The following is a 26039-nucleotide window of genomic DNA, read 5'->3' as shown; positions in this document are numbered from 1 at the left end:
GTGCGGCCCCTCAGAGGCGGCAGGCGTGGATCGCCGTGGTCAGGATGGCCCGGGCGCCGATCTCGTACAGGTCGTCCATGATCCGCTGGGCCTCCTTGGCGGGGACCATGGCCCGGACGGCGACCCAGCCCTCGTTGTGCAGCGGGGAGACGGTGGGCGACTCCAGGCCCGGGGTCAGCGCGACTGCCTTCTCCAGCTGCTCGACCCGGCAGTCGTAGTCCATCATCACGTACGTCCGTGCGACCAGGACGCCCTGGAGGCGGCGCAGGAACTGCTGGACCTTCGGCTCGTCGGCGTCGGCGCCGGTGCGGCGGATGACGACGGCCTCGGACTTCATGATCGGCTCGCCGAAGACCTCCAGGCCCGCGTTGCGCAGCGAGGTGCCGGTCTCGACCACGTCGGCGATGACCTCGGCGACGCCCAGCTCGATCGCGGTCTCGACGGCGCCGTCGAGGTGGACGACGGAGGAGTCGATGCCGCTCTCGGCGAGGTACCCGGCGACGATGCCCTCGTAGGAGGTGGCGACCGTCCTGCCCTTCAGATCCGCGACGGAGTCCGCGGTGCCCGGCTTGGCCGCGAAGCGGAAGGTGGAGCGGGCGAAGCCGAGCGGCAGGATCTCCTCCGCGTCCGCGCCCGAGTCGACCAGCAGGTCGCGGCCGGTGACGCCGATGTCGAGGCGGCCGGAGGAGACGTAGATGGCGATGTCGCGGGGACGGAGGTAGAAGAACTCGACCTCGTTCACCGGGTCCACGATCCGCAGCTCTTTGGACTCGCGGCGCTGGCGGTAGCCGGCCTCATGGAGCATCTCCGCCGCAGGGCCGGACAGGGAACCCTTGTTGGGGACGGCGATGCGCAGCATGAGGTCGGCTTCCTTTGTTCGATCTGCGGGAGGTGTTCGATCTCTGGGGGAGGGTGGTGCGGTGCGGCTCAGAGGTGGGCGTACACGTCGTCCAGGGAGATCCCGCGGGCGACCATCATCACCTGGACGTGGTAGAGCAGCTGCGAGATCTCCTCGGCGGCCGCCTCCTTGCCCTCGTACTCGGCGGCCATCCAGACCTCGGCGGCCTCCTCGACGACCTTCTTGCCGATGGCATGGACGCCCTTGCCGACCAGCTCTGCGGTGCGGGAGGTGGCGGGATCGCCGTGGGCTGCCTTGTGCTGCAGCTCGGTGAAGAGCTGCTCGAACGTCTTCTTGGACATGGTGGGCCCCACCCTACGCGCTTGGGGTGGTACCTCAGTGCCAGGGTTCAGATACTGAGCGGAGCGTGGCCGCCGTCGCCACCGCGGCCGTCACGGCCTCGTGTCCCTTGTCCTCGTTGGAGCCCTCCAGACCGGCCCGGTCCAGGGCCTGCTCCTCGGTGTCGCAGGTGAGCACCCCGAAGCCGACGGGCACACCGGTGTCCACGGCGACCTGGGTGAGTCCCTGGGTGACGCCCTGGCACACGTAGTCGAAGTGGGGGGTGCCGCCGCGGATCACGACGCCGAGGGCGACCACCGCGTCGTACCCGCGTTCGGCGAGGACCTTGGCGGCGACCGGCAGCTCGAAGGTGCCGGGGACCCGGATCAGGGTCGGCTCGTCGATCCCCAGGTCGTGCAGGGCGCGCAGGGCGCCGTCGACCAGACCGTCCATCACCTTCTCGTGCCACTGTGCCGCGATGACGGCGACCCTGAGGTCGCTCACGTTGCGTACGGACAGTTCCGGTGCACCCTTGCCGCTCACGTCTCTCCTAAGTGCTTTCGCTTACTGGTTGCCGCAGGCCGACACGGCGGGCGTGTCCAGCCAGGGCAGGTCGTGACCCATCCGGTCCCGCTTGGTGCGCAGGTAGCGGAGGTTGTGTTCGCCGGCCTGGACGGGCATCGGCTCGCGGCCGGTGACCTTCAGGCCGTGGCGCAGCAGCGCCTCGGTCTTGTCGGGGTTGTTGGTCATCAGGCGGACGCTGCGCACGCCGAGGTCGGCGAGGATCCGCGCGCCGGCACCGTAGTCGCGGGCGTCGGCGGGCAGGCCGAGTTCGAGGTTCGCGTCGAGGGTGTCGCGGCCCTGCTCCTGAAGCTCGTAGGCGCGCAGCTTGGACAGCAGTCCGATGCCGCGGCCCTCGTGTCCGCGCAGGTAGACCACGATGCCGCGGCCCTCCTCCTGGATGCGCTGCAGAGCGGTGTCCAGCTGGGGACCGCAGTCGCAGCGCAGGGAGGCGAAGACGTCGCCGGTGAGGCATTCGGAGTGGACGCGGACGACGATGTCCTCGCCGTCGCCGATCTCGCCGTGGACGAGGGCGACGTGCTCGACGCCGTCGACGGTGGACCGGTAGCCGTAGGCGGTGAACGTGCCGTGCGCGGTGGGCAGGCGGGTCTCGGCCTCCCGGCGGACGGTGGGCTCGCTGCTGCGGCGGTAGGCGATCAGGTCCTCGATGGAGATGATCGTCAGGCCGTGCTTGCGGGCGAACGGGATCAGTTCGGGCAGGCGCAGCATGCGGCCGTCCTCGCCGGCGATCTCCACGATGGCGCCGGCCGGGCGCAGGCCCGCGAGCCGGGCGAGGTCGACGGCGGCCTCGGTGTGGCCGTTGCGGACCAGGACGCCGCCGGGCTTGGCGCGCAGCGGGAAGATGTGCCCGGGGCGGACGAAGTCGTCGGCCCCGGCCGTGCCGCCGGCCAGCAGCTGCAGCGTGGTGGCCCGGTCGGAGGCCGAGATGCCGGTGCTCACGCCGTGTGCGGCGGAGGCGTCCACGGAGACGGTGAACGCGGTCTTCATGGACTCGGTGTTGTCCTCGACCATCTGCGGCAGCCGCAGCCGGTCCAGTTCGTCGCCCTCCATGGGGGCGCAGATCAGGCCCCGGCACTCGCTCATCATGAAGGCGACGATCTCGGGGGTCGCCTTCTCGGCGGCGATGACGAGGTCGCCCTCGTTCTCCCGGTCCTCGTCGTCGACGACCACGACCGGACGGCCGGCCGCGATGTCGGCGATGGCCTGTTCGACGGGGTCGAGCCTGAAGTCCTCGATGCGGTCGGTGCCGTGGAGCAGGGATGCCGTGCTCATGCCGGCGCTCCTTCCAGAACGGGCTGCGGGCTCCTGCGGGAGCGCAGCCACCAGTCGCGCATGCCCCACAGGACGAGTGCGCCGTAGATGACGTAGACGAAACCGGAGAAGGCGTAGCCGTTGGCGAAGTTGAGGGGGACGCCGACGAGGTCGACGAGCAGCCAGGCGAACCAGAACTCGACCATGCCCTTGGCCTGGGCGTACATGGCGACGATGGTGCCGACGAAGATGTACGCGTCCGGCCAGGGGTCCCAGGACAGGGACGGATAGGCCTTGAAGAGGAGGGCCACGGCGACCGTGCCGGCGGCGGCTGCGGCGATCGTGGCACCGCGCTCGGTCCAGGTGGCGAACCGGGGGGCGATGTGACCGTCGCCGGCCTTGCCCCTGCCGCGGTTCCACTGCCAGAAACCGTAGGCGGCGACGGCCATGACGACGACCTGCTTGCCCGCGCTGCCGGTCAGGTGGTCGAAGAAGGCGGCGAAGAGGATCAGGCCGGAGACGAACTGCACCGGCCAGGTCCACAGGGAGCGCCGCCAGCCGAGGGCCAGGGCGGCGAGGCCGAAGATGTTGCCGATCATGTCCGACCACAGGATGTGCTGGCCGAAGAGCGTGAACGCCTCGGAGTTCAGCCAGTTCACTTGCCGGCCCCCTGACCGGCCGCGAGCAGCCGCTCCACGTACTTGGCGATGACGTCGACCTCGAGGTTGACCGGGTCGCCGGGCTGCTTGTGGCCGAGCGTGGTCAGGTCGAGGGTGGTCGGGATGAGGCTGACCGTGAAGAAGTCCGGGCCGGCCTCGACGACGGTGAGGCTGATGCCGTCGACGGTGATGGAGCCCTTCTCGACGACGTAGCGTGCGAGGTCCGCGGGGAGCGAGATCCTGACGATCTCCCAGTTCTCGGACGGCGTGCGCGCCAGTACCTGCCCGGTGCCGTCGACGTGGCCCTGGACGATGTGCCCGCCGAGGCGCGCGCCCACGGCGGTGGGGCGCTCCAGGTTGACCCGGGAGCCGACGCCGAGCGCGCCGAGGCTGGAGCGCTTCAGGGTCTCGGCCATGACGTCGGCGGTGAACTCGTCGCCCTCGTGGTCCACGACGGTGAGACAGACCCCGTTCACGGCGATGGAGTCGCCGTGCTGTGCGCCCTCGGTCACGACGGGGCCACGGAGCCGGAAACGAGAGGCATCGCCGAGGGTCTCGACGGCCGTGACTTCACCCAGCTCTTCGACGATTCCGGTGAACACTTCCCGGGTCCTCCTGCCTCATTCGGGCACGGACTCCGGGGCCTGTCGATGACGACAGAATGAACGGGTGAGCACACCGGGGCGACGCCGAAGAGGACTCGCCCGCATACGGACGAGCCCAGAGACGGCGACGCGCACAGGTACATGCCCGCCCGCCGCGCACTGCCTCCCATCCGGACTTTAACCGTCGGTCCAGGAATTTCACCTGGTCAACCGGCCGCTGGAAGCGACCGGGTCGCGGACTGTAACCGCCGGTTCGGACTTTCACCGACCCCGGAGTGCGCTGCTTCTGGTACAGGGCCAGTGTGCCACGCCGGGTGGCCGTCCAGACAGGCGAGCGGTGTGGGCTCGCTCACAGCATGTGTCGCTGGACTTGCGCGGCGCATTCGCGCCGGTCAACTGCCGTGCGAGGATTAGCGGTTGACATTGGTCCGGACCCATTGACCGTACTGGTCTAGTCCTTTTAGGGTGCGGACGGGCCCGGTGGCGGTGACGACGGCCCTTGCCCGCCGCCGGGCCGTCAGGCCTCTGACAGGGTGAACGCATGACGACACTGCAGCTCGCCGAGGAGTTCGAGACCCACCGCTCCCGGCTGTTCGGCCTGGCCTACCGCCTCCTCGGCTCCGCACAGGAGGCCGAGGACGCCGTACAGGACGCGTATCTGCGCTTCAGCGGCGCCGACCGCGCGGCCATCGAGCACCCGGCGGCCTGGCTCGCCAAGGTCGTCACCCATCTCTGCCTGAACCGGCTGACCTCGGCCCGGGCGCGCCGCGAGCAGTACACCGGGACCTGGCTGCCGGAGCCGGTCGCCACCTCCGACGGCTCGCTGGGACCGCTGGAGTCCGCGCAGCAGCGCGAGCAGGTCTCGCTGGCGATGCTGGTCCTGCTGGAGCGGCTGACGCCCACCGAGCGGGCGGTGTACGTGCTGCGCGAGGCGTTCGGGTACGGCCACCGGGAGATCGCGGGCCTCCTGGACCTGAGCGAGGCCAACTGCCGTCAGCTGTACCGGCGGGCGGCGCAGCGGGTGACCGTGCCGGAGTCCCGGTTCGAGGCCGCACCCGAGCGGCGGGAGGAACTGGTCAGGTCGTTCATCACGGCCGCCCGGGACGGTGACCTCGCGGGCCTGGAGAAGCTGCTCACGGACGACGTGACCTGGTGGAGCGACGGCGGCGGGAAGGTGTCCGCGGCGCGGCGGCCGGTCGAGGGCCGGGACAAGGTCGTGCGCTTCCTGGTGGGCGGTGCGCAGCGGTTCGCGGCGGACCTGGAGTTCACCGTGGTGGAGGTCAACGGCACGCCGGGGCTGGCCGCATGGCGGGACGGCACGCTCACCGGGGTCGTCGAGTTCGAGCTGTCGGACGGCCGGATCGCGCACGCGCGGGCCGTGGTGAACCCGGACAAGCTGGCCTACGTCCGACACCAGCTCGCGCGTCCGTAGCGGGGGCCCGCCCGGGGCCTGTCACATTTCACGGGGCCGGGCGGTCTCCTCCGCAGAAGGGCGCTCCGGCCGGGGCGCCCCGGTGTCCGGAGGGACGGAACAGCATGACCACGATCCTGGTGACCGGCGGTACCGGCACGCTCGGCCGGCTCGTCACCGAGCGGCTGCGGGCGGACGGGCACGAGGTGCGGGTGCTCAGCCGCCACACCCAGCCGTACGCCGTCGACCTGCGCGAGGGCGGTGCCGGGCTCGACGCGGCGCTCTCGGGCGTGGCGACGGTCGTGCACTGCGCGAGCAGCCCGCGGGGCGGGGACGAGCAGGCCGCGGACCATCTGATCGCGGCGGCGCGGCGGGCCGGGGTGGGCCACCTGGTGTACATCTCCATCGTCGGCGTCGACCGCGTGCCGTTCGGTTACTACCGGTCGAAGCTCGCGGTGGAGCGCCGGATCGAGGAGTCGGGGCTCGGCTGGACCGTGCTGCGGGCGACGCAGTTCCACGACCTGCTGGTGACGCTGTTCCAGGGCCTGTCCAGGCCGCCCCTCATGGCGGTCCCCGCCCGGGTGGCGGACCAGCCGGTGGAAGTGGCCGAAGTCGCGGACAGGCTGGCCGAGTTGGCCGTCGGGGCGCCGGCCGGACGGGTCCCGGACATGGCCGGTCCCGAGGTGCGGTCGTTCGACTCGCTGGCCCGCTCCTACCTCCGGGCGACCGGGCGCCGCCGGGCCGTGGCGAACGTACCGCTGCTCGGCAGGACGTACCGCGCCTTTCGCGCGGGCGGGCATCTCGCCCCCGACCGGCCGGTGGGCAAGGTGACCTTCGAGGAGTATCTGACGCGGCGTTTCGGCCAGGCCGACCAGGCCGGACGAGTCGGATAGACCGACCAGGCAGGACGGGGTGGCCGCCGGCACGGCGCCTCATGGACTCCTGGCAGGATCCGGAAGAGAAGCCCCAGTGTCCCGAGTCGGAGATTCCTGGGTGGTTCCCGACCGGGCGCGGGATGCTCCCACGGTCGCCTTCGCGGGCCGCAGGCTGCGCCACTACGGGCCCTGCCGCCGGCCGGGACCCGGAAGAACCACCGAAGAACTTCCGGCTCGGGACACCAGGGGTGCCCTAGGGGTGCTCGGGCGGTGCGAAGAGTTCGTCCTGGGCCCGCTCCCGGGCGCGCAGCAGTGCTCCGCGCAGCACGGCGGTTCCCCCGAGGCTGCTCGCCCGCACCTCGGTGGACAGGGGCGAGATCCGGCGCAGCCGCTCCGCCACCAGCCCCGCGAGCACCTCTCCCCCGGCCTGGCCGACCTCCCCGCCGAGCACCACGCACCCGGGGTCCAGGACGGCGACGACGGAGGCGGCCCCGACGGCGACCCGGTCGGCCAGGGTCCGCAGGAAGCGGGGGGCAGGCGCAGCGGCGTCCGGCTCGCCGTTCGCGACCGGGTCGAGCGACAGCTGCGCCGCGGCGTCCCGTACCACCGCGGCCGCCCCGGGCCCGTCCGTGGTGGCGGGCGCGGGCAGGCCGCACTCCGCCGCCAGGGAGACGATCGCCGCCGCCCCGGCCAGCGAGTGGAAGCCGCCGTCGCAGTCCTTCGCCGAGGGCAGGGACGCCGTTCCCGGGACCGGCAGGAAGCCGATCTCGCCCGTGCCGCCGGAGGCGCCGCGGCGCAGGGTGCCGTCCAGGACGACGGCGGCGCCCACGCCGTGGCCCAGCCAGAGCAGGACGAAGGTGTCCCGGTCGCGGGCGGCACCCTCGCGCTGTTCGGCCACCGCGGCCAGGTTGGTCTCGTTCTCCACGGTGACGCGGGCCTCGGGCAGCCGTTCCTGGAGGGCCGCGGCCAGGCGGCGGTGCCAGGCGGGCAGGCCGCCGGAGTCGCGCAGGTCGCCGGTGGCCGGGTCGATCAGGCCCGGCGCTCCGATGCCGACGGTGTGCAGCGTCCCCCAGGCCCGGGCGCCCTCGCGCGGGGGTGCCTCCATGACACCGGCCTCCTTGACGGTCCGCTCGACCGCCGCCACCGCCTGCTCCACGGCGGGCCCGGTCCCGGTGTCCCCGCCGATGGGCACGGACGCCTCGGCGAGCACCCGTCCGACGAGGTCCGAGACCAGCACGAGGACACCCTCGGTGCGGACGTCGAGCGCGGCCAGGTGGGCACGGTCGGCGACGATGCCGTACAGCCGGGCGTTCGGGCCGCGGCGCTGCTCGCCCGACTCCCCCACCACGGTGATCAGGCCGGAGACGGTGAGCCGTTCGACGAGGTCCGCGACGGTCGGCCGGGACAGTCCGGTGAGCTGCTTGAGCTGCCCTGCCGTCAGCGGGCCCTCCTGTTGCAGCAGCCGCAGGGCGAGCCGGTCGTTGATGGCCCGGGCGGTGCTCGGTGATGCGGGCATGACGGGAATCCTCCCAGACGCGGGCGACCGCATTACTCCCTATCTATCAGGCAGGGTCCCTGATAGTTTTCGGCGGTGCCATGACGGCGGGGGCGGGGAACTCCTGGGGAGGGGCTGGAACATGGGTGACGTGAGCTGCACGCGCGACGACGTCAGGCGCGCCCGGTACGCCGCGGCGGCCGTGTTCGCCGTCCACGGCGCGGTGACGGGCACCTTCGCGACCCGGGTGCCGTGGATCCAGGAGCACACCTCGCTCGGCGCGGGGCAGCTCGGGTTCGCGCTGGCGTTCACGGCCTTCGGCGCCTCCTGCGCCATGCCGCTCGCGGGCCGGATCAGCCATCGCTTCGGCAGCCGTACGGCCCTGCGCGGGCTGATCGCGCTGTGGACGCTGTCGCTGGTCCTGCCGTCCCTCGCACCGAACCTGTACACGCTGTGCCTGGCGATGTTCACCTACGGGGCGAGCGCCGGCATGGCCGATGTCGCCATGAACGCGCTGGGGGTCGAGGTCGAGCGCCGGCTCGGGAAATCGATCATGTCGGGCCTGCACGGCATGTGGAGCGCGGGCGCGCTCGTCGGCTCGGCGGGCGGCACGCTCGCCGCCCACCTCGGCTCGGACGCGCGCCTGCACTTCGCGCTCGCCGCGGCCGTCCTCACCCTGCTCGGCCTGCTGGTCTGCACCTGGGTGCTCGACGTGCAGCCCGCCGAGGACGAGGAGCCGCCGCCCCGGTTCGCGCTGCCGCCCCGTTCGGCGCTGCTGATCGGCGCGGTCGGCTTCTGCGCGGTGTTCGCGGAGGGCGCGAGCCTCGACTGGTCCGCGGTGTACCTGCGGGACCGGCTGGAGAGCTCGGCCGGTCTGGCGGCGGCGTCGACGACCGGGTTCATGCTGACCATGGCGGTGGCCCGGATCGGGGGCGACGCGGCCGTGAACCGCTACGGCGCGGTCCGCACCGTCCGGTCGGGCGGGGTGCTCGCCGCCCTCGGCGGCCTGCTGGTGGTCGTGGCGGGGCACCCGGCGGTGGCGATGGCCGGCTTCGCGCTGATGGGGCTCGGGATCGCCGTGGTCGTCCCGCTGTGTTTCGCGGCGGCCGGACATGCCGGGCCCAACCCGAGTCAGGCCATAGCGGGCGTGGCGACGATCACCTACACCTCGGGGCTGATCGCGCCGAGCCTGATCGGCGGGGTGGCTCAGGCCACCAGCCTGACCGTCTCCTTCGGCGTGGTGACCGCGCTGGCGGCCGGACTCGTCGTGTGCGCGGGGGTGCTGCGCACCGACGGGCGCGGCGGCCGGACCGAGGTCAGCCGGCAGGCAGCAGCAGTTCCCGGGCCGCGGCCCTGAAGGCCTCGCTCCAGGGCGCGGGGCGCATGGTCGTGGCGTCCAGCCGGACCAGGACCCGGGTGCCCTGCGCGTAGGTCAGGGTCCCCTCGGCCGAGCAGAAGCGGAAGCCGTAGGTCAGGCCGGTCGTGCCGAGCCGCTCCAGCCAGAGGTGGACGGCGTAGGTGCCCGGGCTGGTCACCGGCGCCTCGTAGCCGATGCGCAGTTCGCGGACGGCGTTGCAGGCGTCGCCGGCCGCCTCCCAGTCGCCGTCGAAGCGGACGCCGTGCTCGTTCCACAGCTCGGTCCAGGCGCGCTCCACCAGCAGCGGGTAGCGGGCGTTGTGGAGCAGCCCGAGCGCGTCCAGGTCGTCGAAGTGGACGGTGACGGGGATCAGCCGGCCATGGGCGGGGGCGATCGGGGCTTCGGCGGTCACGGGAGGGGCTCCTGAGCGGCGGTACGGGGCGGTGGGGACACCCACATACTAAGCGACCGCTCAGGAGCCCCGGTCGGAAGCCCCGGACCGGGCCCGGTCAGCCCGCGATGGAGTCCAGCTGCTCGGCCGCGGGCCTGAGCTCCCACAGGTCACCGCCGTCGGGCGTCTGGAGCCCGGGCACGGCCGCCTCGGCCGCCGCGTCCCCGGCGTCCGCCGCCGCATGGACGACGTCGCTCGCCGCGTACCGGTGGAACTCCAGCTCGGGATGCGGCCAGGCGGCGGCACCGGTCGCGGCCGGCAGCAGATAGTCCACCGCCCCGAACAGGCTCTGCCCGTCCGGCCCCCGGTAGGACCAGAGGTCCACGCCCACATGCCGGCCGATGGCGGCCAGCCGTGTGTAGGCCACGAGGTCGAAGGCCGAGTAGTGCCAGCTGCGGGTGCGGGCGAGTTCCTGCGGCTGGCTGCCGTCGGCGGCGATCTGCGGGTCGATCCGCCTGGTGCGCGCGTCGAGCACGGTGCGGCGGGCCAGGGCCGTGTCGCCGGTGGCACAGGCGAGTGCGGCCAGCTGCATGTCGTAGAAGGTGCCGTGGTTGTTGGCGGCCGCTCCCTCCTCCTTGCCGAAACCACTGTTCTTCAGCCAGCCGAGGAAGTCGGCGTTCCACTCGGCCGTCGCGGACCGGTCCTTCGCGCTCCAGCCGGGAGCGCCGGACGCGAGGATCGCCTGGGCGTCGAGCACGCTCGTGTAGGACTGCGAGAAGTCGATGATGCCGATGGCCCGGCCGTCGTACTTGCACGGGATGAACTGGGCGTGCTCCAGGTCGGGGTTCATCCGGGTCGCCGGGTCGAGGAACCAGGTGCGCAGGATCTGCCCGGCCTTCTCGGCGTAACTCCTCCTGCCGGTGTAGTACCAGGCGAGCGAGAGGTCGTAGGCCGAGTCGAAGACCTTCTCCGCGTCCTGGCGGTCCGTGCCGCTGTCGACCTCCGGATTGCGCTGCCCGTCGCGCTGGACGTACGGGCAGCCCCAGGGGTTGCCGGCGGTGGGGGCCGTGGTGGGCCACCAGTAGGGGGCCTGGCTCAGGTACTCGTGGACATCGCCGCCGGGGGCCGGCCTCGGCTTGTCGACGACCGTCCAGGGCCCCTGGTCCAGCCAGCCGTCCGCGCGGGCGGTCAGGTCCTGCAGAGCGCGCCGCAGCCGGGGGTCGTGGTCCAGGCGGGCCCGGGTCCGCTGGAGGCGGGCGCCGTCGAGGACGACGGTCAGCGGCGCCTTGGGTGCCGCATGGGCGGAGGGGACGAGCACGGCCGAGAAGGTCGTCACCGCGGCCAGGAGCAGGGCCGCACGGGATCTTCCACTCATCGGGCACTCCGATCATCGGAAGTCAGATATCTGAATGCTGTTCACGAGGAGGACCGTGTGAGCGTAGAGCGGCCAGGTAACCGTGACAATGGTTCGGACCGTCTTCACGTACAGAGAAAGCGAAACCCCCACCATGGACCTCGGCGTGCGCTGGAAACTGCACGGTGACGGGCGCACGCCCGCACCCGGAGCGGTGGTACGCCCCGACGAACGGCTCTCCTGGCCGCGCACGCTGGGCCTGGGCGCCCAGCACGTGGTCGCCATGTTCGGGGCATCGTTCGTCGCGCCGGTGCTGATGGGCCTGGACCCCAACCTCGCGATCATGATGTCCGGTGTCGCCACCGTGATCTTCCTGCTCGCGACCCGCGGCCATGTGCCCAGCTACCTGGGCTGCTCACTGTCCTTCGTCGGGGTGGCCGCCGTCATCCGCGCGCAGGGCGGCACGAGCGCGACGGTGACCGGCGCGGTCTTCGTCGTCGGCGTCGCGCTGTTCCTGGTGGGCCTCGCCGTCCAGCGGTTCGGCGCCCGGATCATCCACGCCGCCATGCCGCCCGTCGTCACCGGCGCGGTGGTCATGCTGATCGGGTTCAACCTGGCCCCGGTGACCGCCTCCACCTACTGGCCCCAGGACCAGTGGACCGCCCTGCTGGTGATGCTCTTCACCGGTCTGGCGGTCGTCTGCCTGCGTGGTTTCTGGTCCCGCATCGCGATCTTCCTCGGCCTGGTCTTCGGGTACGGCATCTCCTGGGCCTTCGACCGGGTCTTCGGGAAGATCCACTCCATGGGCCCGGGCGGCAAGGTCACCGACCACTGGCGCCTCGACCTCTCCGGCGTCTCCAAGGCCGAGTGGATCGGGCTGCCCTCCTTCCACGGGCCGTCCTTCCAGTGGTCGGCGATCCTGGTCGCGCTGCCGGTCGTCATCGCCCTGGTCGCGGAGAACGCGGGCCACGTCAAGGCGGTCGGCGAGATGACCGGCGAACGGCTGGACGACAAGCTGGGCACCGCCATCTCCGCGGACGGCGTCGGCTCGATGCTGTCGACGGCGCTGGGCGGCCCGCCCAACACGACCTACTCCGAGAACATCGGCGTGATGGCCGCGACCCGCGTCTACTCGACCGCCGCCTACTGGGCCGCGGCCGGCTTCGCCCTGCTCTTCGGTGTCTGCCCCAAGTTCGGCGCGGTGGTGGCCGCGATCCCCGGCGGTGTCCTCGGCGGCATCACGGTCATCCTCTACGGAATGATCGGCCTGCTCGGCGCGCAGATCTGGCTGCACGCCAAGGTGGACCTGCGCAATCCGCTGAATCTGGTCCCGGCCGCGGCGGGCATCATCATCGGCGTCGGCAACGTGAGCATGAAGTTCACCGACACCTTCTCCCTCAGCGGCATCGCCCTCGGCACCCTGGTCGTGATCACCGGCTACCACGCCCTGCGCTTCCTCGCTCCGGCCCATCTCAGGACCGAGGAGCCGCTGCTGGACGAGGGCACCTCCGCCTACGACGACGAGGACGGCCCGCGCGCCAGGTCGTAGGCGTAGGACGGGGTGAACGTGCCGGCCGTGCCCTTGCAGCCGTCCGACTCCCCCGGCAGCTTCACCCACAGGTAGGCGTCGATCCGAGCCTCGCCGGTGTCGAGGGTCGGCGCCCTGCCGATCCTCCGCCCCGCCGGGTCGCACCACTGGCCGTCCGGCGCGGCGCCGTTGCCGTTGCGGCTGGTGTCGATCACCGCGCCGAGCGACGCCGGCCCGCCCAGGACGTCGAGCACCCGCCGGTCGTAGGCGATCTCGTCGGCGGTGGTGCGGAAGTTGGAGACGTTGCTGAAGATGCCGTCGAAGGACGCGGCGCCCGCCTCCCGGAGAAGGGCGGCCTGCTTCTCGGGCGGGTTCCAGCCGGAGTGGCCGGCGTCGTAGTAGACCCGCGCGCGCGGGTTCGCCGCCTTCAGGGTGCGGCCCGCCCGGGCCAGCGAGGCGAGACGGGCGGCGCGGGCGGCGTCCGACAGGCAGCCGGACAGCGCGATCGAGTCCGGCTCCAGGATCACGATCACCTCGCCGGACCCCAGGCCCCGGGCGAAGGCGTCGATCCAGGCGTCGTAGGCCGCGAGATCCGGCGCCCCGCCCCCCGAGGCGCCGCCGCAGTCGCGGTCGGGGATCGCGTACGGCACCAGCACCGGGACCCTGCCCTCGGCCGCCGCCCCCGCGGTGACCGCGCGCACCCGGGCGGCGACGGTGTCCGGGGCGGGGTCGGTGAACCAGACCGCGGCCGGCCGGTCGGCGATCCGGGACACGATGAGGGCGGTGCGCGGGTCGTCGGGATGGGCGCGCACCCAGTCCAGCACCTGGGAGCCGGGGAGGCGGTACAGCAGCGGCGTCGCGGTGGTGGTCCGCGGCTTCCTCGCGGCGGTGCGGGTCGGGGCGGGGGCCGGGACCCGGTGCTCCGGGTCGGCCGTGGGAGTCCCCGTGGTCCTCGACGGGGACGGCGGCGAGGACGTGGGCGAGGGGACGGCGGGCAGCGGCGCGGGAGTCGGTGTGCGGGTCACCTCGGGCCGCAGGGCCTGGTCGGAACCGCGGCCGTGGTCCAGCGCGGAGATCGTCCCGGTCACGGCGCCGGCCACGGTGACGGCCGAGGCGAGCGCGACCATCGCCGCGCGCCGCAGGGCCCTTCGGCGGGCGGCCCTGCGCGCGGCAAGACGCCGGACCCGTAAGCCTGACACGGTGTCGCTCCCCCTCCCCAAGCGCTGTGCCCCGCCCCTGCGTTCCCCCGTTCCGGCGAAGCACCCGGCCGGTCGGCGCGCCGGTCGGCCCAGGGCTGGGACCCTTCCCCCATGGCGCAGCCGGAACACTTCACCCCGCCCGTCGATGCCGTCCTCGTGCGGATGCGCGCCCTCGACGCCCAGTGGCCCGCGCGGGACGGGGTCGCCGTGTTCAACCGCGTCTACCTCGCCGTCACCGCGGAGGTCGACCGGCGCCTGGACGCCGGGGAGTTCCCGGACGCGCGGGCGGCGAGCGCCCTGGACGTGCGGTTCGCCGAGCGCTATCTGGCGGCGGCCGACACGGTGGCCCGGGGCCGCCGTCCGCCCGCCTGCTGGCGTCCGCTGTTCCAGTTCCGCCGCCATCCCGGCGTACGTCCGCTGCAGTTCGCGCTGGCGGGCATCAATGCGCACATCGGGCACGATCTGGCGCTCGCCGTGGTGGACACCTGTCGTACGCTCGTCTGCGAACCGGCCGACCTGGAGGACGAGTTCGACCGCGTGGGCGATCTCCTCGTCTCGCTGGAGGAGCGCATCCGCGAGGACCTGATGCCGGGTCCCGACCTGCTCCAGATCGCCGACCCGCTCACCCATCTGCTGGGCTCCTGGAGCCTGGAGCGGGCGCGCGACGCGACCTGGGCGGCGGCCAGGGCGCTGTGGGCGCTGCGCCACTGCGACGACGTCGTCGAGGAGTTCACCGAACGCCTGGACGCGGGAGTGGGCTTCGCCAGCCGCATGCTGCTCACGCCGCTGCCCCACTGAGATGGCCTGATCCTGCCCTCGCGCGAGCCGCCGGGGGAACACCCTTGTGATCGCTGTACGTTGTCGGACCGACACCCGATGGCGAAGGAGCAGCGGTATGGCGACCAGGCTCGGTCTGAGTCTTCCCCAGATGCGGCAGTACTCCATCGGCAAGGACGTGCCCGACGTGGCACGCGCCGCCGAGCAGATCGGCTACGACAGTCTGTGGGTCTTCGAGCGGCCCCTGTTCCCCGAGCCCGCCACCCAGGGCCTGTACGGCATGGAGGGCGTCCCCTGGCCCGACCAGTACCGGAGCGTGGCGGACCCGCTGATCACGCTCACCCTCGCCGCCGCGGCCACCGAGCGGGCCCGGCTGGGCTCCAGCGTGCTGATCGCGCCGCTGCACCAGCCGTTCCAGCTGGCGAAGGCGCTCGCCTCGCTGGACGCGGCGAGCGGCGGGAGGGTGCTCGCGGGTTTCGGCACCGGCTGGTCGGTGGACGAGTACGCGGCCGCGGGGATCCGGCCGATGGAGGAGCGCGGCCGGGTGCTGGACGAGATCATCGGGGTGTGCCGCGCGGTCTGGGGCCCGGATCCGGTCGTCTACGACGGCAGCATCACGAAGATCGCCTCCGCCGTGGTCGGACCGAAGCCCGCCCGGCCGATCCCGATCCTGCTGGCGGCGATGAACAGGAAGGCGCAGCAGCGGCTCGTGGACCACGCCGACGGCTGGCTGCCGGTGGGCATGGGCGCCGAGCAGATCGCGGCGCAGTGGCGGGCCCTGCAGGAGCTGGCCGAGGAGCGCGGCCGAAAGGAGCCCCTCCAGACAGTGCTCAGGGTGAACACGGAGCTGCTGCCGAAGGCGTACGACGGCGCCGACCGCCGGCCCTTCCAGGGCAGCGTGGACCAGATCGTCGAGGACCTCGCCGACCACGCGCGGATCGGCCTGGAGGAGATCCTCGTCGACCTGCAGGGCAGCGCGCGCGACGCCGAGGAGCTGAAGGACGTCGCCGCGCAGGTGTTTGAAAAGGCGCGGGCGGCCGGAGTCTGAGTCCGGCCGCCCGCGCCCCGCTCGGGGCCCGGTCAGTCCTCGGGCAGTTCCACCGGGGCGATCTCGTCGTAGACGTCGCCCGGACCCGGGTTGGCCGCGTCGGTCTCGCCGCCGAAGTGGTGCATGACGCCCCAGACCGCGTTCAGCGCGGTCTGGATCGCACCCTCGGCCCAGCCGGCCGTCCAGGAGATGTCGTCGCCGGCGAGGAAGATGCCCCGCTTGTCCTCGGGCAGCCGGTCCTGCATGAAGTGCGTGAACAGGCGCCGCTGGTAGCGGTAGTGGCCGGGCAGGTTGGCCTTGAACGCGCCCATGAAGTAGGGCTCGTTCTCCCAGGAGACGGTCACCGGGTTGCCGATGATGTGCTTCCTGATGTCGACCTTCGGGTAGATCTCGCCGAGCGACTTCAGCATGACCTCCATCCGCTCGTTCGCGGACAGCGGCAGCCACTTCAGGCTGTCGTCGCACCAGGTGTAGGACAGGCAGATCACGGCGGGCTTGTCCGGGCCGTCGTCCAGCAGGTAGGTGCCGCGGGTCATGCGGTCGGTGAGCGTCATCGACATGACGTCCCGGCCCGTCTCCTCGTCCTTGTCCAGCCAGAAGGGCCGGTCCACGGGCACGAAGAGCTTGCTGGACTCCATGTAGTGGGTGCGCTCGATCGCGGTCCAGTGGTCGATCGGGAAGAGCGAGTCGTCGCAGGCGATCTTGGACAGCAGCATCCAGGACTGGGCGGTGAAGATCGCCGCCTGGTAGGTGCGGATGTCACCGTTCGCGTCCGTCACGGTGATCTGGTTGCCCGCGGTGCGGTGCAGCCGGGTCACGGCCGGGCGCGGCTCGCCGTCCACGTGCAGGGACTTCAGCGAGGTGCCGTAGGGCCAGTGGACGATCTTCTCCGGCTCGCGCTCCCACAGGCGCAGCGGCAGCTGCTGGGAGCCGCCGACGATGCCGCGGTGGTGGTCGTCGGCCTCGGTGTAGACGACCCGCAGGATCTCCAGGATGGAGTTCGGGAAGTCGGTGTCCCAGCCGCCGGTGCCGAAGCCGACCTGGCCGAAGATCTCGCGGTGCCGGAAGGACTTGAAGGCCTCGGAGTCGCAGAGGAAGCCGTAGAAGGTCTGGTTGTCCAGCTTCTCGACGAGCTTCGCCCAGATCTCGCGGATGCGCGGGACGTCGCGCTCACGCATGGCCTGGTTCATGTCGGAGAAGTCCGCGCCCTCGTCGAGGCACTTGTTCCAGGCCTCGGCGACGTCCCGGTAGACCTGGGGCAGGTCGTCGACGGTCTCGGCGTAGTGCGACTCGCCCTTGAGGTCCACGACGGTGGACGGGGTGGCCTCGGCCAGCGGGTTCGGGAAGGGAACGGTCTCCAGACCGACCATGTCGATGTAGTGCTGCAGCGCCGTGGAGGACGGCGGGAAGCGCATCGCGCCCATCTCGGCGGTCAGCGACTCGTCGCAGCCCTCGAAGCCGACGGTGCGCAGCCGGCCGCCTATCTGGTCGGCCTCGTAGACGACGGGCTTGAGGCCCATCTTCATCAGCTCGTAGGCGGCCACGATGCCGGACAGACCGCCGCCGATGACGGCGACCTCGGTGCCGTGCTCGGTCGCGGGGATCTGGCCGAGGCCCGCCGGGTGGGCGAGGAAGTCGTCGTAGGCGTAGGGGAAGTCCGGGCCGAACATGGTGATCGGCGGCTGCTGCTCGTCGGCGTGCTCGACGGCGTTGGGCACCGTGGACGTCATGGGGTACGGACTCCTTGCGCGGGGGTGGTACGGGTGAGGGCTCGGGGGGTCAGACGAGAGACCCGTACAGACCGGGGCGGCGGTCCTTCAGGTACGGGTTCGCCTCGCGGGAGGCGGCCAGGAAGCCGGGGTCGGCGTCGGCCCACACCAGCTCCTCGCCGCGGCCGGCGCGGGCGCGGGCGATGCCGTCGGGGCCGGCGAGGACCGACAGTCCGACGAACTCGAACTCCTCCTCGGGACCGACCCGGTTGACGTACGCGACGTACATCTGGTTCTCCCAGGCCCGCACCGGCACCAGGGACTCGGCGACGAACTGGAAGGGGTGCATCTGCGCGGTCGGCACGATCAGCAGGTCGGTGCCGGCCAGGGCGTGGGCGCGGACGTTCTCCGGGAACTCGACGTCGTAGCAGATCATCAGGCCGACGGTCAGACCGTTCAGCTCGGCCTGGACGACCGGCTGCTCGCCCGGCGTGAAGTGGTCGCGCTCGAAGCAGCCGAAGAGGTGGGTCTTGCGGTAGTTCGCGAGCCGGGTGCCGTCGGCGGAGATCAGCTGGGCCGAGTTGTGGACGGTCCCGCCGTCGCGCTCCGGGTAGCCGTAGGCGATCGCCAGGCCGTGCCGGGTGGCGATCTCGGCGATCGCGTCGGCCGAGTCGCCGTCGGCGGGCTCGGCGAGCCGGCCGATGGCGTCGCCGATCGCGTACCCGGTCAGGAACATCTCCGGCGCGGCCAGCAGCGCGGCGCCCGCGGCGGCGGCCCGGCCCGCGGCCTCGTCGAGGACCTTGAGGTTCTCGACGACGGAGCCGGGGCGGCCGGAGCTCTGGAGCAGGGCGGTGCGCATGCGGGGATCCTCACCGGAAAGAGGGGTTTGGGGGCCAGTTAGAAGGTACGGTCGGCGCGCTCGGACGGACAAGCGGGAGCCGTTGCGTGCCGGTGCGCGGTTCGTTGCGTGGAGTGGGGGTCGCACGGCGATTCGTTGCGCGCCCCCCGTGGCGGTTCCCGTCCTCCCTGAGACGCAGGTCACGACCGGGCTTCCCCGCCGGACGGGGGAGGCGGGGTGCCGCCCGCGGGCCGATGTGCGCAGGGCGTGGCGCCGGGAGAGTGGTGATCGTTCAGTTCACACGCTTGACCTGCGGAAAGGACCGCCATGCAGCGTCGTACGAAGATCGCCGCCGTCACCCTGGCCACTGCCCTGCTGATCACCGCCGGGACGGCGGGTGCGGCCATGGCCTCGGGTGGTGGAACACCCCGTCCCGAACGCGAGGCCGCCGCGCTCACCGGCACGGCCAAGCTGTACCGGTCGGCCGGGGACGACATCACCTTCTCCTTCGACGCGCATCTGGCGCCGAAGGACAACCGGAACCCGCAGAAGGCCACCGGAACGTTCAGGTTCAGCCACTACCTGCACGGGAACGGCGCCTGGGCCAAGGCGAAGGTGGACTGCCTGGTCACGGGCGGGAAGGTCGCGGTCGTCTCGGGTGTGATCACGGCCTCGGACCTGCCGGGGGCCAAGGGCAAGCGGGTCGGTGTCACGGTCCACGACCTCGGCGGGCACGACCGGCTGGGCTACAGCTGGGCGGGGACCGGGAGCCCGAGGGACACCAAGGACCTGCCGCCGTGCGTGTCGTCGGCGCCGTTCGAGAAGGTGAAGCAGGGCACGGGCGACTTCAAGGTCGTCCCGTGGAACCCGGCGCTCTGAGCACCGCACACCCGCCACTCGCCCGGCTTCGGTGACGGCCCTTCCTGGGGGCGTCACCGACGGTCCTTCCCGGGGCGCCGCCTGGGAACACAGGGGGGCGCCACCGGCAAGCACCGCGGGAGCAGGCCCGGAGGGAGAGCCGGGTGCCGCCGGGGAGAACCGGCGGAGCCGGCTCGGATGACGGCCGGGTGCCTCCGCGGCTCGGCCTACCGGGGGGCGTTCCTGCCGTCCGACGCGGCGGACGGCCGCCCTGTCGGTGAGTCCGCCGGCGCCGGTGCTACAGCTCCCTCAGCCGCTCCACGATCTCCCGCAGCAGCACGGGATCGGCGGCCGGACCGGCGACCGGCAGGTGCCGCGGCGCGTCGATGCGGATCAGCCCCGCCTCGGCCAGATCGCCGAGCAGGACCCGGACGACGGTCAGGGGCAGGTCGGCGTCCGCGGCCAGCTCGGCCACGGGGCGCGCGCCGCGCCGGATCAGGTCGAGCAGCGAGGCGCGTGCGTGGTCGAGGTCCGGGTGCGCCGCGTCGTCCGGCTCCAGGGCGGTGACCCGGGACATCAGGTCGGCGGTATGCCGCTCCGAGGGCCGGGTACGGCCCCGGGTCACGGTGTAGGGACGGACCATCGACCCGGTCTCGTCCTCGTACCAGTGCTCGTCGCTCACCGCGGGATCATCGGGCCGGACGGGTGGCGGCGTCCAGGTGGCGGCCGAGGCGGCGGACGAGCAGGGCCATCTCGTGGGCGAGCTGTCCGACGTCGGTCCGCGCCTCGCTCAGCACGGCGAGACGGCTGCCGTGACCGGCCGGGGTGATGAAGAGATAGGCGTCCTCCAGCATGACCATGGTCTGCCGCACCTCCCCCGCGTCGAACCGCTCCCCCGCCGAGCGGGCCAGGCCGTGGAAGCCGGAGCAGACGGCGGACAGGTGCTCGATGTCCCGGCGGCGCATGCCCTCCGAGCAGCTCAGCGGAAGACCGTCGGCGGTGAGCAGCACGGCCTGACGGACGTGGTCGGTACGGGCCACGAGGTCGTCGAGCAGCCAGCCGAGGTCCGTGCCGGGCGTTCCGGCGGCCGGGGCCGGGGCCGGGTTCACGGGGTTCTGGTCGTCACCGTGCATCGTCGGTGTCCGTCCCTTCGTCGGCGTGGGCCGTGGCGTCGTCGGACGCGGCGGCCGGGTGGTGCGGCGGGGAGTGCGGCTCGACGGCCGAGGCCCCGGGTGCGGGGTCAGGGGCGTGCGGCTCGACGGCCGAGGCCCCGGGTACGGCGCCCGGCGCGAGCGGCTCGCCGGCCGAAGCCTCGGGTACGGCGCCCGGCGCAAACGCTGCCAGGCCCCGGTGGTCGGGCCCGACGGTGGAACGGCTGGGCGCGGCGGTCGAGTCGACGGGTGTGGTGGCCAGGTCCGCGGGAACAGCGGTCGAGTCCGCAGGCACGGCGGTGGGACGGCCGGCTCCGTCCGTCGGGGCGTCGGCCCCACCGGTCGAGCCGTCGGCCCTGCCGGCCGGTCCCTCACCCCTGTCGGTCCGGGCCTCGGCCCTGCCCGTTCCGTTCTCTGTCCCCGCCGCGGCCGGCAGGCCCTTGCGGCCACGGTCCAGACCGCGCTGGAAGGCGCCGAAGATCGCCCGCATCTCGTCGGGGTCGATCTCGCGCTCCGGAGCGGTCGCCCGCGGTGGCGGATCGTCGCGCAGCTCCCGGGCGAGGGAGGCCTGGCGGGTACGGGTGGGCAGACCCGGCATGGTCCCCGGGCCGGGGGCGTCCGGCGTGCCCCGCGAACCCGCAACGTCACGCGCGGGCTCCGCACCCGTGACCTCCGGCGCGGCCTGCGCACCCGGGATCTGCGACGGGACCTGCGTACCGGAGCCGTCGAGCGTGGCCCGCGATCCCGAAACGTCCGGCGCGGCCTGCGCACCAGGGCCCTCGGGCGAGGCCTGCGGACCGGGGACCCCCGGTGCGGAGGGCTCGTGTCGTGCGGGTCCCGGTACGGAGGTGAGCGGGGGTGCGGACCGCCTCCTGGTGGGCAGCTCCAGCACCGGCGCCCTGCGCTCGTTCTGTTCCAGCCGCTCCGCCGGTTCCGGCCGCTCGGCAGACTCCAGCGGCACGTTCGGCTCCGACCGCTCGGCGCGCTCCGCCTGCTGGCCCCGCTGCGACCGCTCGCCCCGCTGCGACCGCTCCGGCCACTCGGCCCGGTGCGACCGCTCGGCCGGCGCCATGGGCTCGTCCGGTCCCAGGGGCTCCACCGGCCTCGGCGGTTCGACCGGCCTCGGCCCGAGTGCCGCCTTCTCCCGCCCCTCGCTCCCGAGTGCCGCCCTCTCCCGCCCCTCGGTCCCGGTGGCCGGCGTCCCCGCCGGGTCCGGCTGCGCGAGGATGCCCTCCGGGAGCAGCACCACGGCCGTCGTACCCCCGTAGGGCGAGTCCCTCAGGCTGATCTCGATGCCGTGCCGGGCGGCGAGGCGGCCGACGACGTAGAGGCCGAGCCGGTCGTGCCGGGTGGGGTCGAAGGCGTCGGCGTCGGTGAGGGTGCGCCGCGCCTCGGCCAGCTGATCGGCGTCGAGGCCGAGACCGCGGTCGTCGATCTCCAGGACGAAGCCGCTGCCGACCCGCCCCGTGCGCAGGGTCACCTGGGTGTGCGGCGGCGAGAACACCGTGGCGTTCTCCAGGAGTTCGGCGATCAGGTGGACGACGTCGGCGACCGCGTCCGCGGCGACGCCGACCTCGGACATCGTCGGCACGACCACGCGCGCGTAGTCCTCGATCTCGCTCACCGCCGAGGCGACGACGTCCGCCACGGGCACGGGCCGGCGCCAGCGGCGCCCGGGCACCGCGCCGGAGAGGATGATCAGGCTCTCCGCGTGGCGGCGCATCCGGGTGGTCAGATGGTCGATGCGGAACAGCTGGCGCAGAACGTCCGGATCGTCGGTACGCCGCTCCAGTGTGTCGACGAGCTTGAGCTGGCGGTGCACCAGCGCCTGGTTGCGGCGCGCGATGTTGAGCAGGACCGCGAACAGGCCCCGGCGCAGGGTGGCCTGGGTGACGGCTGCGTCCACGGCGGCCAGGCGCGCGGTGTTGAAGGACCGGCCGACCTGGCCGATCTCGTCGTCCCTGAGTTCGCCGGCGGCCAGCGGCGGCGCCTCGGCGAGCGCGTCGACCTCCTCACCGGCGCTCAGCCGGCGCATGACGTCCGGGAGCTGCCGGGTGGCCAGCACGTCGGCGGCGTCCCGCAGGGTCTCCAGCCGGCGCGAGATGCGCCGCGCGCCGCGTACGGCGAACCACAGCGACAGGGCGACGGCGGCCAGCCCCACCCCGCCGACGACGGCGGCCTTGGTCAGCTCGTGGTAGGCGAAGGCCCGGCCGCGTGCGGCGGAGTTCTCGGCGGACCGGGTGCACAGCTGCATGTAGCGCTTGACGGCCCGGTCGGTGGTGGTCCGCCAGGTGTCCGCCTCGACGGCCTGCCCGGCCCGCCCGGCTCCGGCGCGCAGCAGCGCGTCCTCTCCGCCGGCCAGCGAGCGGTACAGGTCCCCGCGCTGGAAGTCCTCGAACAGGCCGCGCGAGTCGGCGGGCAGGTCGGCCACATACGTCCGCTCGAAGACGCGCCGGTCCTCGATGGTCGCGGTCAGGGCGTCGTACTGGCGGTCGGTCAGGGTCCCGGCCGCCCGCGCCCCGGCGACCAGGGCGTCCTCCCGGGAGACGAACTCCCGTACCCGGACCAACTCGATGACGACCTGTGCCTCCCGGGCGAGCTGCCCGGCCTGGAGCGCGGTCAGCGTGGACTGCACGTCGAAGCCGGGCTCGACGAGCGTGCTGTACGCGTCGACCGCACGGTCCCAGGAGATCTTCCGGGACAGCACCTGCTGGCGCAGCCCCTCCAGTTTCCCGGTGGCGGCGACCGCGCTGTCCAGTGCCTGGCGCTGCCGGTCGCTGAGCCGCCCCCGGTCCCCGTCCCGGACCGCCTGCCGCAGGGCGTCGACGGCCCGGTCGGTGCGGCGCTGCTGGGCGAGCAGGCCGCTCGCCGTGGCAGTGTTGAGGCCGGCGCCCAGATAGGCGGCGGACATCCGGCGCTCGATCTGGATCTGCCCGATCGCCGTGTCCACGGGGGTGCCGAAGTCCTCGTACACCCCCTGGACCCGGATCAGCGCGCGCAGTTCGGCGGTGACCGACACCATGGCAAAGCTCCACAGAGCCATGAGGGCGACGGCCGGGGCGAGGGCGAGTGCAACGATCCTCGCGCGGACGGTGGTGGGACGGCCGACGGGCCAGCGCATGGGGTACCTGCCGGTATTACCAGTCAGTAAGAGCGGGCACAACCTACGGGATCATCACCTGGTCCGCAATGGTGACCTGCGGTAACCCCGGGTCACTTCACAGGCAGGGCAAAGGTGGTGACGACCGCCGCGTGGTCGGAGGGCCAGTCGTTGCCCGCGACATCGGGCCACGGACGCGGGATGCCGGTCACCAGGGTCCTCGCGTCCCGCACGGTCAGGCCCCGGTGCAGCACGTAGTCGATCCGGTCCTGCGGCTCGGGCCGTCCGCTGCCGTCCTCGTGCACCGGGTGGATCGGTGACCAGGTGTGCCCCGGCTCGGCCACCGGGTCGGGATGGGCCTGCCGGTAGGAGTCGGCGAAGCCCGCCTGTGCCGCCGCCTCGGTGACCGGCCAGGCCACGTCCGGCCAGTCCAGGTGGGAGGGGCAGTTGAAGTCGCCGACGAGGACGACGGGGACGCCGTCGGCGGACGACTGGGCGATCCGGCGCAGCGCGTCGCGCATCTGCGAGAGCCGCACGTCCTCGTGGGCGATGAGCTCGCCGGCCCCGAGTCCGTCGAAGGCGGCCTCGTAGGGGCCGTACGGCGTGTAGTGCAGATGGGCCGTCCAGACGTCGACCTCACGGCCGGGTGCGACCTCGATCCGCACGCCGGCGGCCCCGTAGAAGCCGACGTCGGGGTCCCCGAAGCGGGCGGTGATGGGGTACCGGCTGATGACGCCGAGGTTCTCCCCGGCCCGGTGGTGGTGCCAGCCGAGCGCCTCGGCCAGTTCCCGGGCCGCCGTACCGGCGGTCTCCTGGAGCCCGACGACGTCCGCGCCGCTCTCCAGGACGGCCTTGACCTGCTTGGCCCGGTGATCGTCGACCTTGCTGCCGCCGAGCCACAGGTTCCAGCTCATCACCCGCAGTCCGGGCGCAACCATGTCGCCCAGCTCCTGCGGGGTGACACCGGCCAGGCTGTCCCGCACGGTCCGCCCGGGTGCCGCGTCGATCGGCGCGAGCGAGGGCACGGCCAGGACGGCGCATCCGGCGGCCTCCGCGGAGGCCACCCCGGTCGCGGTGTCCTCGACGGCCACACAGGCGGCCGGGTCGACGCCGAGGGCCGTGCAGGCGGCGAGGTAGGGATCGGGGGCGGGCTTGGTGCGGTCGGTGTCGTCCGCGGTGACGGAGACGGCGAACCGTCCGGCGCCGAGGGCGTCGAGCACCACGTCGGCGACCGCGCGCGGCGACGCGGTGACCAGGGCGGTGGGGACGCCGGAGTCCGAGAGGGCGTCCAGCAGGGCGAGCGCGCCGGGGCGGGGCACGATCCCGGTGCGGACGCGGACGGCGAACTCCCGGTGCAGCTCGGCCGCGAGGTCGGCTTCGGGCCTGCCGTCGGCGGTGCCCAGCCAGGCGGCGGTGTGCTCGACCGGCCGGCCGAGCACCTCGGGCTGGTCGGCCTCGGTCAGCGGACGTCCGGCGACCTGCTCGACCGCCTCCCACCACAGGCGCTCGGTGTCGACGAGCGTGCCGTCCATGTCGAACAGGACGGCCTGCAGCGGGCGTGCGAGGGTGTGGGGGGTCACGTTGTTGTCGTTCCTCACTTCTGGATACGTTCGGCCACCAGGACCGGCCGCTCGGGCAGTGACACGCCGACGGCGGATCCGGCGCCGAGCCCGGCGGCCTCGTGCGCGGGCAGGTCGGCCTTGGCCTCGGTGCCGTCGGCGAGCCGTACGGTGACGCGGACGACGGCGCCCAGGAAGGCGGTGGCGACGACCCGGGCGCTGCCCTGCTCGTCGGCCCGCACGTGGACGGACTCCGGCCGCACCAGCACGTCGACCGTGCCGTTCGCGGCCTCGCCGTCGGCCGGCAGCCGCTGGCCGAGCACCTCGACCGTGCCGTCCTTCAGCTCGCCCGGGATCCGGCTCATGGTGCCGACGAACTCGGCGACGAAGGCGGTGGCGGGACGGCCGTACAACTCGGCCGGTTCGGCGCACTGTTCGAGCCGCCCGGCGCGCATGACGGCGACCCGGTCGGCGACCGAGAGGGCCTCCTCCTGGTCGTGGGTGACGAAGAGGGTGGTGATGCCGAGCTCCTGCTGGAGCCGGCGGATCTCCTCGCGCAGGGTCAGACGCACCTTGGCGTCGAGCGCCGACAGCGGCTCGTCGAGCAGCAGGACGCGCGGGCGCAGGGCGAGCGCGCGGGCGAGCGCGATGCGCTGCTGCTGTCCGCCGGAGAGCTGGTGCGGGAACCGCTCCCCCTTGTCGCCCAGGCCGACCAGGTCCAGCAACTCGGCCGCGCGGGAGCGCCGTTCGGCGGTGCGGACGCCCCGCATGCGCAGCCCGAAGGCGACGTTGTCGACGGCGTTCAGATGCGGGAAGAGGCTGTACGACTGGAAGACCATCCCGGCGTCGCGGCGGTGGGCCGGGACGTGGGTGACGTCCTCGCCGTCCACCAGCACGGCACCGGAGTCGGGATGTTCGAACCCGGCGAGCATGCGCAGCGCGGTGGTCTTTCCGCAGCCGGAGGGGCCGAGCAGGGCCAGGAACTCCCCCGGGCGGACGGTCAGGTCGAGCCCGTCGAGGGCGACGGTGGCTCCGAACTCCCTTCTGAGGCCCCGGAATTCGACGGTGGCGGCCTTTTCGGCGGTCGCCTTCTCAAGCGTGGTGACGGTCATGGT

Annotated in this window: 24 protein-coding genes and 1 riboswitch; of the genes, 7 read left to right on the top strand and 17 right to left on the bottom strand. The window is 72.9% G+C overall.

Annotated features, from left to right (window positions below; genetic code table 11):
- Window positions 1-10 precede the first annotated feature (10 nt).
- The 6 genes from hisG to ACFZCP_RS15570 all read right to left on the bottom strand — a co-directional run bounded on the left by hisG (window position 11) and on the right by ACFZCP_RS15570 (window position 4271).
- The gene (gene hisG, locus ACFZCP_RS15595) at window positions 11-859 is read right to left on the bottom strand and encodes an ATP phosphoribosyltransferase (protein WP_362686981.1); all 849 of its coding nucleotides are present in this window, start codon (window positions 857-859) and stop codon (window positions 11-13) included.
- Window positions 860-927: 68 nt separating this feature from the next.
- The gene (locus ACFZCP_RS15590; RefSeq protein WP_059248197.1) at window positions 928-1200 is read right to left on the bottom strand and encodes a phosphoribosyl-ATP diphosphatase; all 273 of its coding nucleotides are present in this window, start codon (window positions 1198-1200) and stop codon (window positions 928-930) included.
- Between the two features lie 34 nt (window positions 1201-1234).
- The gene (gene ribH, locus ACFZCP_RS15585; RefSeq protein WP_362686978.1) at window positions 1235-1720 is read right to left on the bottom strand and encodes a 6,7-dimethyl-8-ribityllumazine synthase; all 486 of its coding nucleotides are present in this window, start codon (window positions 1718-1720) and stop codon (window positions 1235-1237) included.
- 21 nt (window positions 1721-1741) lie between these two features.
- Complete coding sequence (locus ACFZCP_RS15580) at window positions 1742-3031, bottom strand: bifunctional 3,4-dihydroxy-2-butanone-4-phosphate synthase/GTP cyclohydrolase II (RefSeq protein WP_362686975.1); 1290 nt, start codon at window positions 3029-3031, stop codon at window positions 1742-1744.
- Complete coding sequence (locus tag ACFZCP_RS15575) at window positions 3028-3669, bottom strand: nicotinamide mononucleotide transporter (RefSeq protein ID WP_391427563.1); 642 nt, start codon at window positions 3667-3669, stop codon at window positions 3028-3030. Before ACFZCP_RS15575 ends, ACFZCP_RS15580 begins: the two co-directional genes overlap by 4 nt.
- Window positions 3666-4271: a riboflavin synthase gene (locus ACFZCP_RS15570; RefSeq protein WP_391427562.1), complete on the bottom strand. Its 606-nt coding sequence runs from the start codon at window positions 4269-4271 to the stop codon at window positions 3666-3668. The genes ACFZCP_RS15575 and ACFZCP_RS15570 overlap by 4 nt, the downstream gene beginning before the upstream one ends.
- Before the next feature lie 155 nt (window positions 4272-4426).
- A riboswitch (FMN riboswitch) is annotated at window positions 4427-4557 on the bottom strand.
- Between the two features lie 258 nt (window positions 4558-4815).
- On the opposite strand from ACFZCP_RS15570, the gene ACFZCP_RS15565 reads away from it, so the two are divergent.
- Together ACFZCP_RS15565 and ACFZCP_RS15560 are read left to right on the top strand one after the other, a co-directional pair.
- Window positions 4816-5706: an RNA polymerase sigma-70 factor gene (locus ACFZCP_RS15565; protein WP_391427561.1), complete on the top strand. Its 891-nt coding sequence runs from the start codon at window positions 4816-4818 to the stop codon at window positions 5704-5706.
- 104 nt (window positions 5707-5810) lie between these two features.
- On the top strand, window positions 5811-6578 hold the full coding sequence (locus tag ACFZCP_RS15560; protein WP_391427560.1) for an NAD(P)H-binding protein: 768 nt from the start codon (window positions 5811-5813) through the stop codon (window positions 6576-6578).
- Window positions 6579-6813: 235 nt separating this feature from the next.
- Here ACFZCP_RS15560 and ACFZCP_RS15555 read toward each other — a convergent pair whose 3' ends face one another.
- Window positions 6814-8076 carry an ROK family protein gene (locus ACFZCP_RS15555; protein WP_391427559.1) on the bottom strand — a complete coding sequence of 421 codons (1263 nt, stop codon included), beginning with the start codon at window positions 8074-8076 and terminating at the stop codon, window positions 6814-6816.
- Window positions 8077-8206: 130 nt separating this feature from the next.
- Between ACFZCP_RS15555 and ACFZCP_RS15550 the strand changes: the two genes are divergently transcribed.
- Window positions 8207-9412, top strand: coding sequence for an MFS transporter (locus tag ACFZCP_RS15550; RefSeq protein ID WP_391427558.1), 1206 nt, complete (start codon window positions 8207-8209; stop codon window positions 9410-9412).
- Here the strand turns inward: ACFZCP_RS15550 and ACFZCP_RS15545 are convergent.
- Both ACFZCP_RS15545 and ACFZCP_RS15540 read right to left on the bottom strand, forming a co-directional pair.
- Window positions 9372-9824, bottom strand: a complete 453-nt coding sequence (locus ACFZCP_RS15545; protein WP_391427557.1) for a thioesterase family protein — start codon at window positions 9822-9824, stop codon at window positions 9372-9374. The two genes, ACFZCP_RS15550 and ACFZCP_RS15545, sit on opposite strands and share 41 nt — an antisense overlap.
- A gap of 97 nt (window positions 9825-9921) precedes the next feature.
- Window positions 9922-11178: an alginate lyase family protein gene (locus tag ACFZCP_RS15540; RefSeq protein ID WP_391427556.1), complete on the bottom strand. Its 1257-nt coding sequence runs from the start codon at window positions 11176-11178 to the stop codon at window positions 9922-9924.
- A 133-nt stretch (window positions 11179-11311) separates the two neighbouring features.
- On the opposite strand from ACFZCP_RS15540, the gene ACFZCP_RS15535 reads away from it, so the two are divergent.
- Complete coding sequence (locus ACFZCP_RS15535; protein ID WP_391427555.1) at window positions 11312-12706, top strand: solute carrier family 23 protein; 1395 nt, start codon at window positions 11312-11314, stop codon at window positions 12704-12706.
- Here ACFZCP_RS15535 and ACFZCP_RS15530 read toward each other — a convergent pair.
- Window positions 12670-13812: a glycoside hydrolase family 6 protein gene (locus ACFZCP_RS15530; RefSeq protein WP_391427616.1), complete on the bottom strand. Its 1143-nt coding sequence runs from the start codon at window positions 13810-13812 to the stop codon at window positions 12670-12672. The genes ACFZCP_RS15535 and ACFZCP_RS15530 overlap by 37 nt on opposite strands.
- 183 nt (window positions 13813-13995) lie before the next feature.
- Here ACFZCP_RS15530 and ACFZCP_RS15525 point away from each other — a divergent pair, with 183 nt between their 5' ends.
- Both ACFZCP_RS15525 and ACFZCP_RS15520 read left to right on the top strand, forming a co-directional pair.
- Complete coding sequence (locus tag ACFZCP_RS15525) at window positions 13996-14682, top strand: DUF5995 family protein (protein ID WP_391427554.1); 687 nt, start codon at window positions 13996-13998, stop codon at window positions 14680-14682.
- A 97-nt stretch (window positions 14683-14779) separates the two neighbouring features.
- The gene (locus ACFZCP_RS15520; RefSeq protein WP_391427553.1) at window positions 14780-15709 is read left to right on the top strand and encodes a TIGR03619 family F420-dependent LLM class oxidoreductase; all 930 of its coding nucleotides are present in this window, start codon (window positions 14780-14782) and stop codon (window positions 15707-15709) included.
- A gap of 32 nt (window positions 15710-15741) precedes the next feature.
- Here the strand turns inward: ACFZCP_RS15520 and ACFZCP_RS15515 are convergent, their stop codons facing one another.
- Together ACFZCP_RS15515 and ACFZCP_RS15510 are read right to left on the bottom strand one after the other, a co-directional pair.
- Complete coding sequence (locus ACFZCP_RS15515) at window positions 15742-17439, bottom strand: FAD-dependent oxidoreductase (protein WP_391427552.1); 1698 nt, start codon at window positions 17437-17439, stop codon at window positions 15742-15744.
- 49 nt (window positions 17440-17488) lie between these two features.
- The gene (locus ACFZCP_RS15510) at window positions 17489-18277 is read right to left on the bottom strand and encodes a nitrilase-related carbon-nitrogen hydrolase (protein WP_391427551.1); all 789 of its coding nucleotides are present in this window, start codon (window positions 18275-18277) and stop codon (window positions 17489-17491) included.
- 306 nt (window positions 18278-18583) lie between these two features.
- Between ACFZCP_RS15510 and ACFZCP_RS15505 the strand changes: the two genes are divergently transcribed.
- Complete coding sequence (locus tag ACFZCP_RS15505) at window positions 18584-19135, top strand: Repetin (RefSeq protein ID WP_391427550.1); 552 nt, start codon at window positions 18584-18586, stop codon at window positions 19133-19135.
- 277 nt (window positions 19136-19412) lie between these two features.
- On the opposite strand, the gene ACFZCP_RS15500 is transcribed toward ACFZCP_RS15505, so the two are convergent.
- The 5 genes from ACFZCP_RS15500 to ACFZCP_RS15480 all read right to left on the bottom strand — a co-directional run bounded on the left by ACFZCP_RS15500 (window position 19413) and on the right by ACFZCP_RS15480 (window position 26036).
- Complete coding sequence (locus ACFZCP_RS15500) at window positions 19413-19796, bottom strand: DUF742 domain-containing protein (RefSeq protein ID WP_391427549.1); 384 nt, start codon at window positions 19794-19796, stop codon at window positions 19413-19415.
- 7 nt (window positions 19797-19803) lie between these two features.
- Window positions 19804-20247 (bottom strand): roadblock/LC7 domain-containing protein, encoded by a 444-nt coding sequence (locus ACFZCP_RS15495; protein ID WP_362686927.1) that lies wholly within the window; start codon window positions 20245-20247, stop codon window positions 19804-19806.
- Complete coding sequence (locus tag ACFZCP_RS15490) at window positions 20237-23386, bottom strand: nitrate- and nitrite sensing domain-containing protein (protein ID WP_391427548.1); 3150 nt, start codon at window positions 23384-23386, stop codon at window positions 20237-20239. The genes ACFZCP_RS15495 and ACFZCP_RS15490 overlap by 11 nt, the downstream gene beginning before the upstream one ends.
- Window positions 23387-23478: 92 nt before the next feature.
- Entirely contained in the window at window positions 23479-24945 is a 1467-nt protein-coding gene (locus ACFZCP_RS15485) for an HAD-IA family hydrolase (RefSeq protein WP_391427547.1), read from the bottom strand.
- A gap of 14 nt (window positions 24946-24959) precedes the next feature.
- A complete protein-coding gene (locus ACFZCP_RS15480) occupies window positions 24960-26036 on the bottom strand; it encodes an ATP-binding cassette domain-containing protein (protein WP_391427546.1) in 1077 nt (358 codons plus the stop codon).
- Between the last annotated feature and the right edge of the window lie 3 nt (window positions 26037-26039).

The sequence above is a fragment of the Streptomyces sp. NPDC007971 genome (assembly GCF_042958635.1).
In the GTDB taxonomy this organism is placed as follows: Bacteria; Actinomycetota; Actinomycetes; order Streptomycetales; family Streptomycetaceae; genus Streptomyces.
The sequence above is the reverse complement of the archived record's forward strand: the minus strand, read 5'-3'. Positions and strand labels throughout refer to the sequence as shown.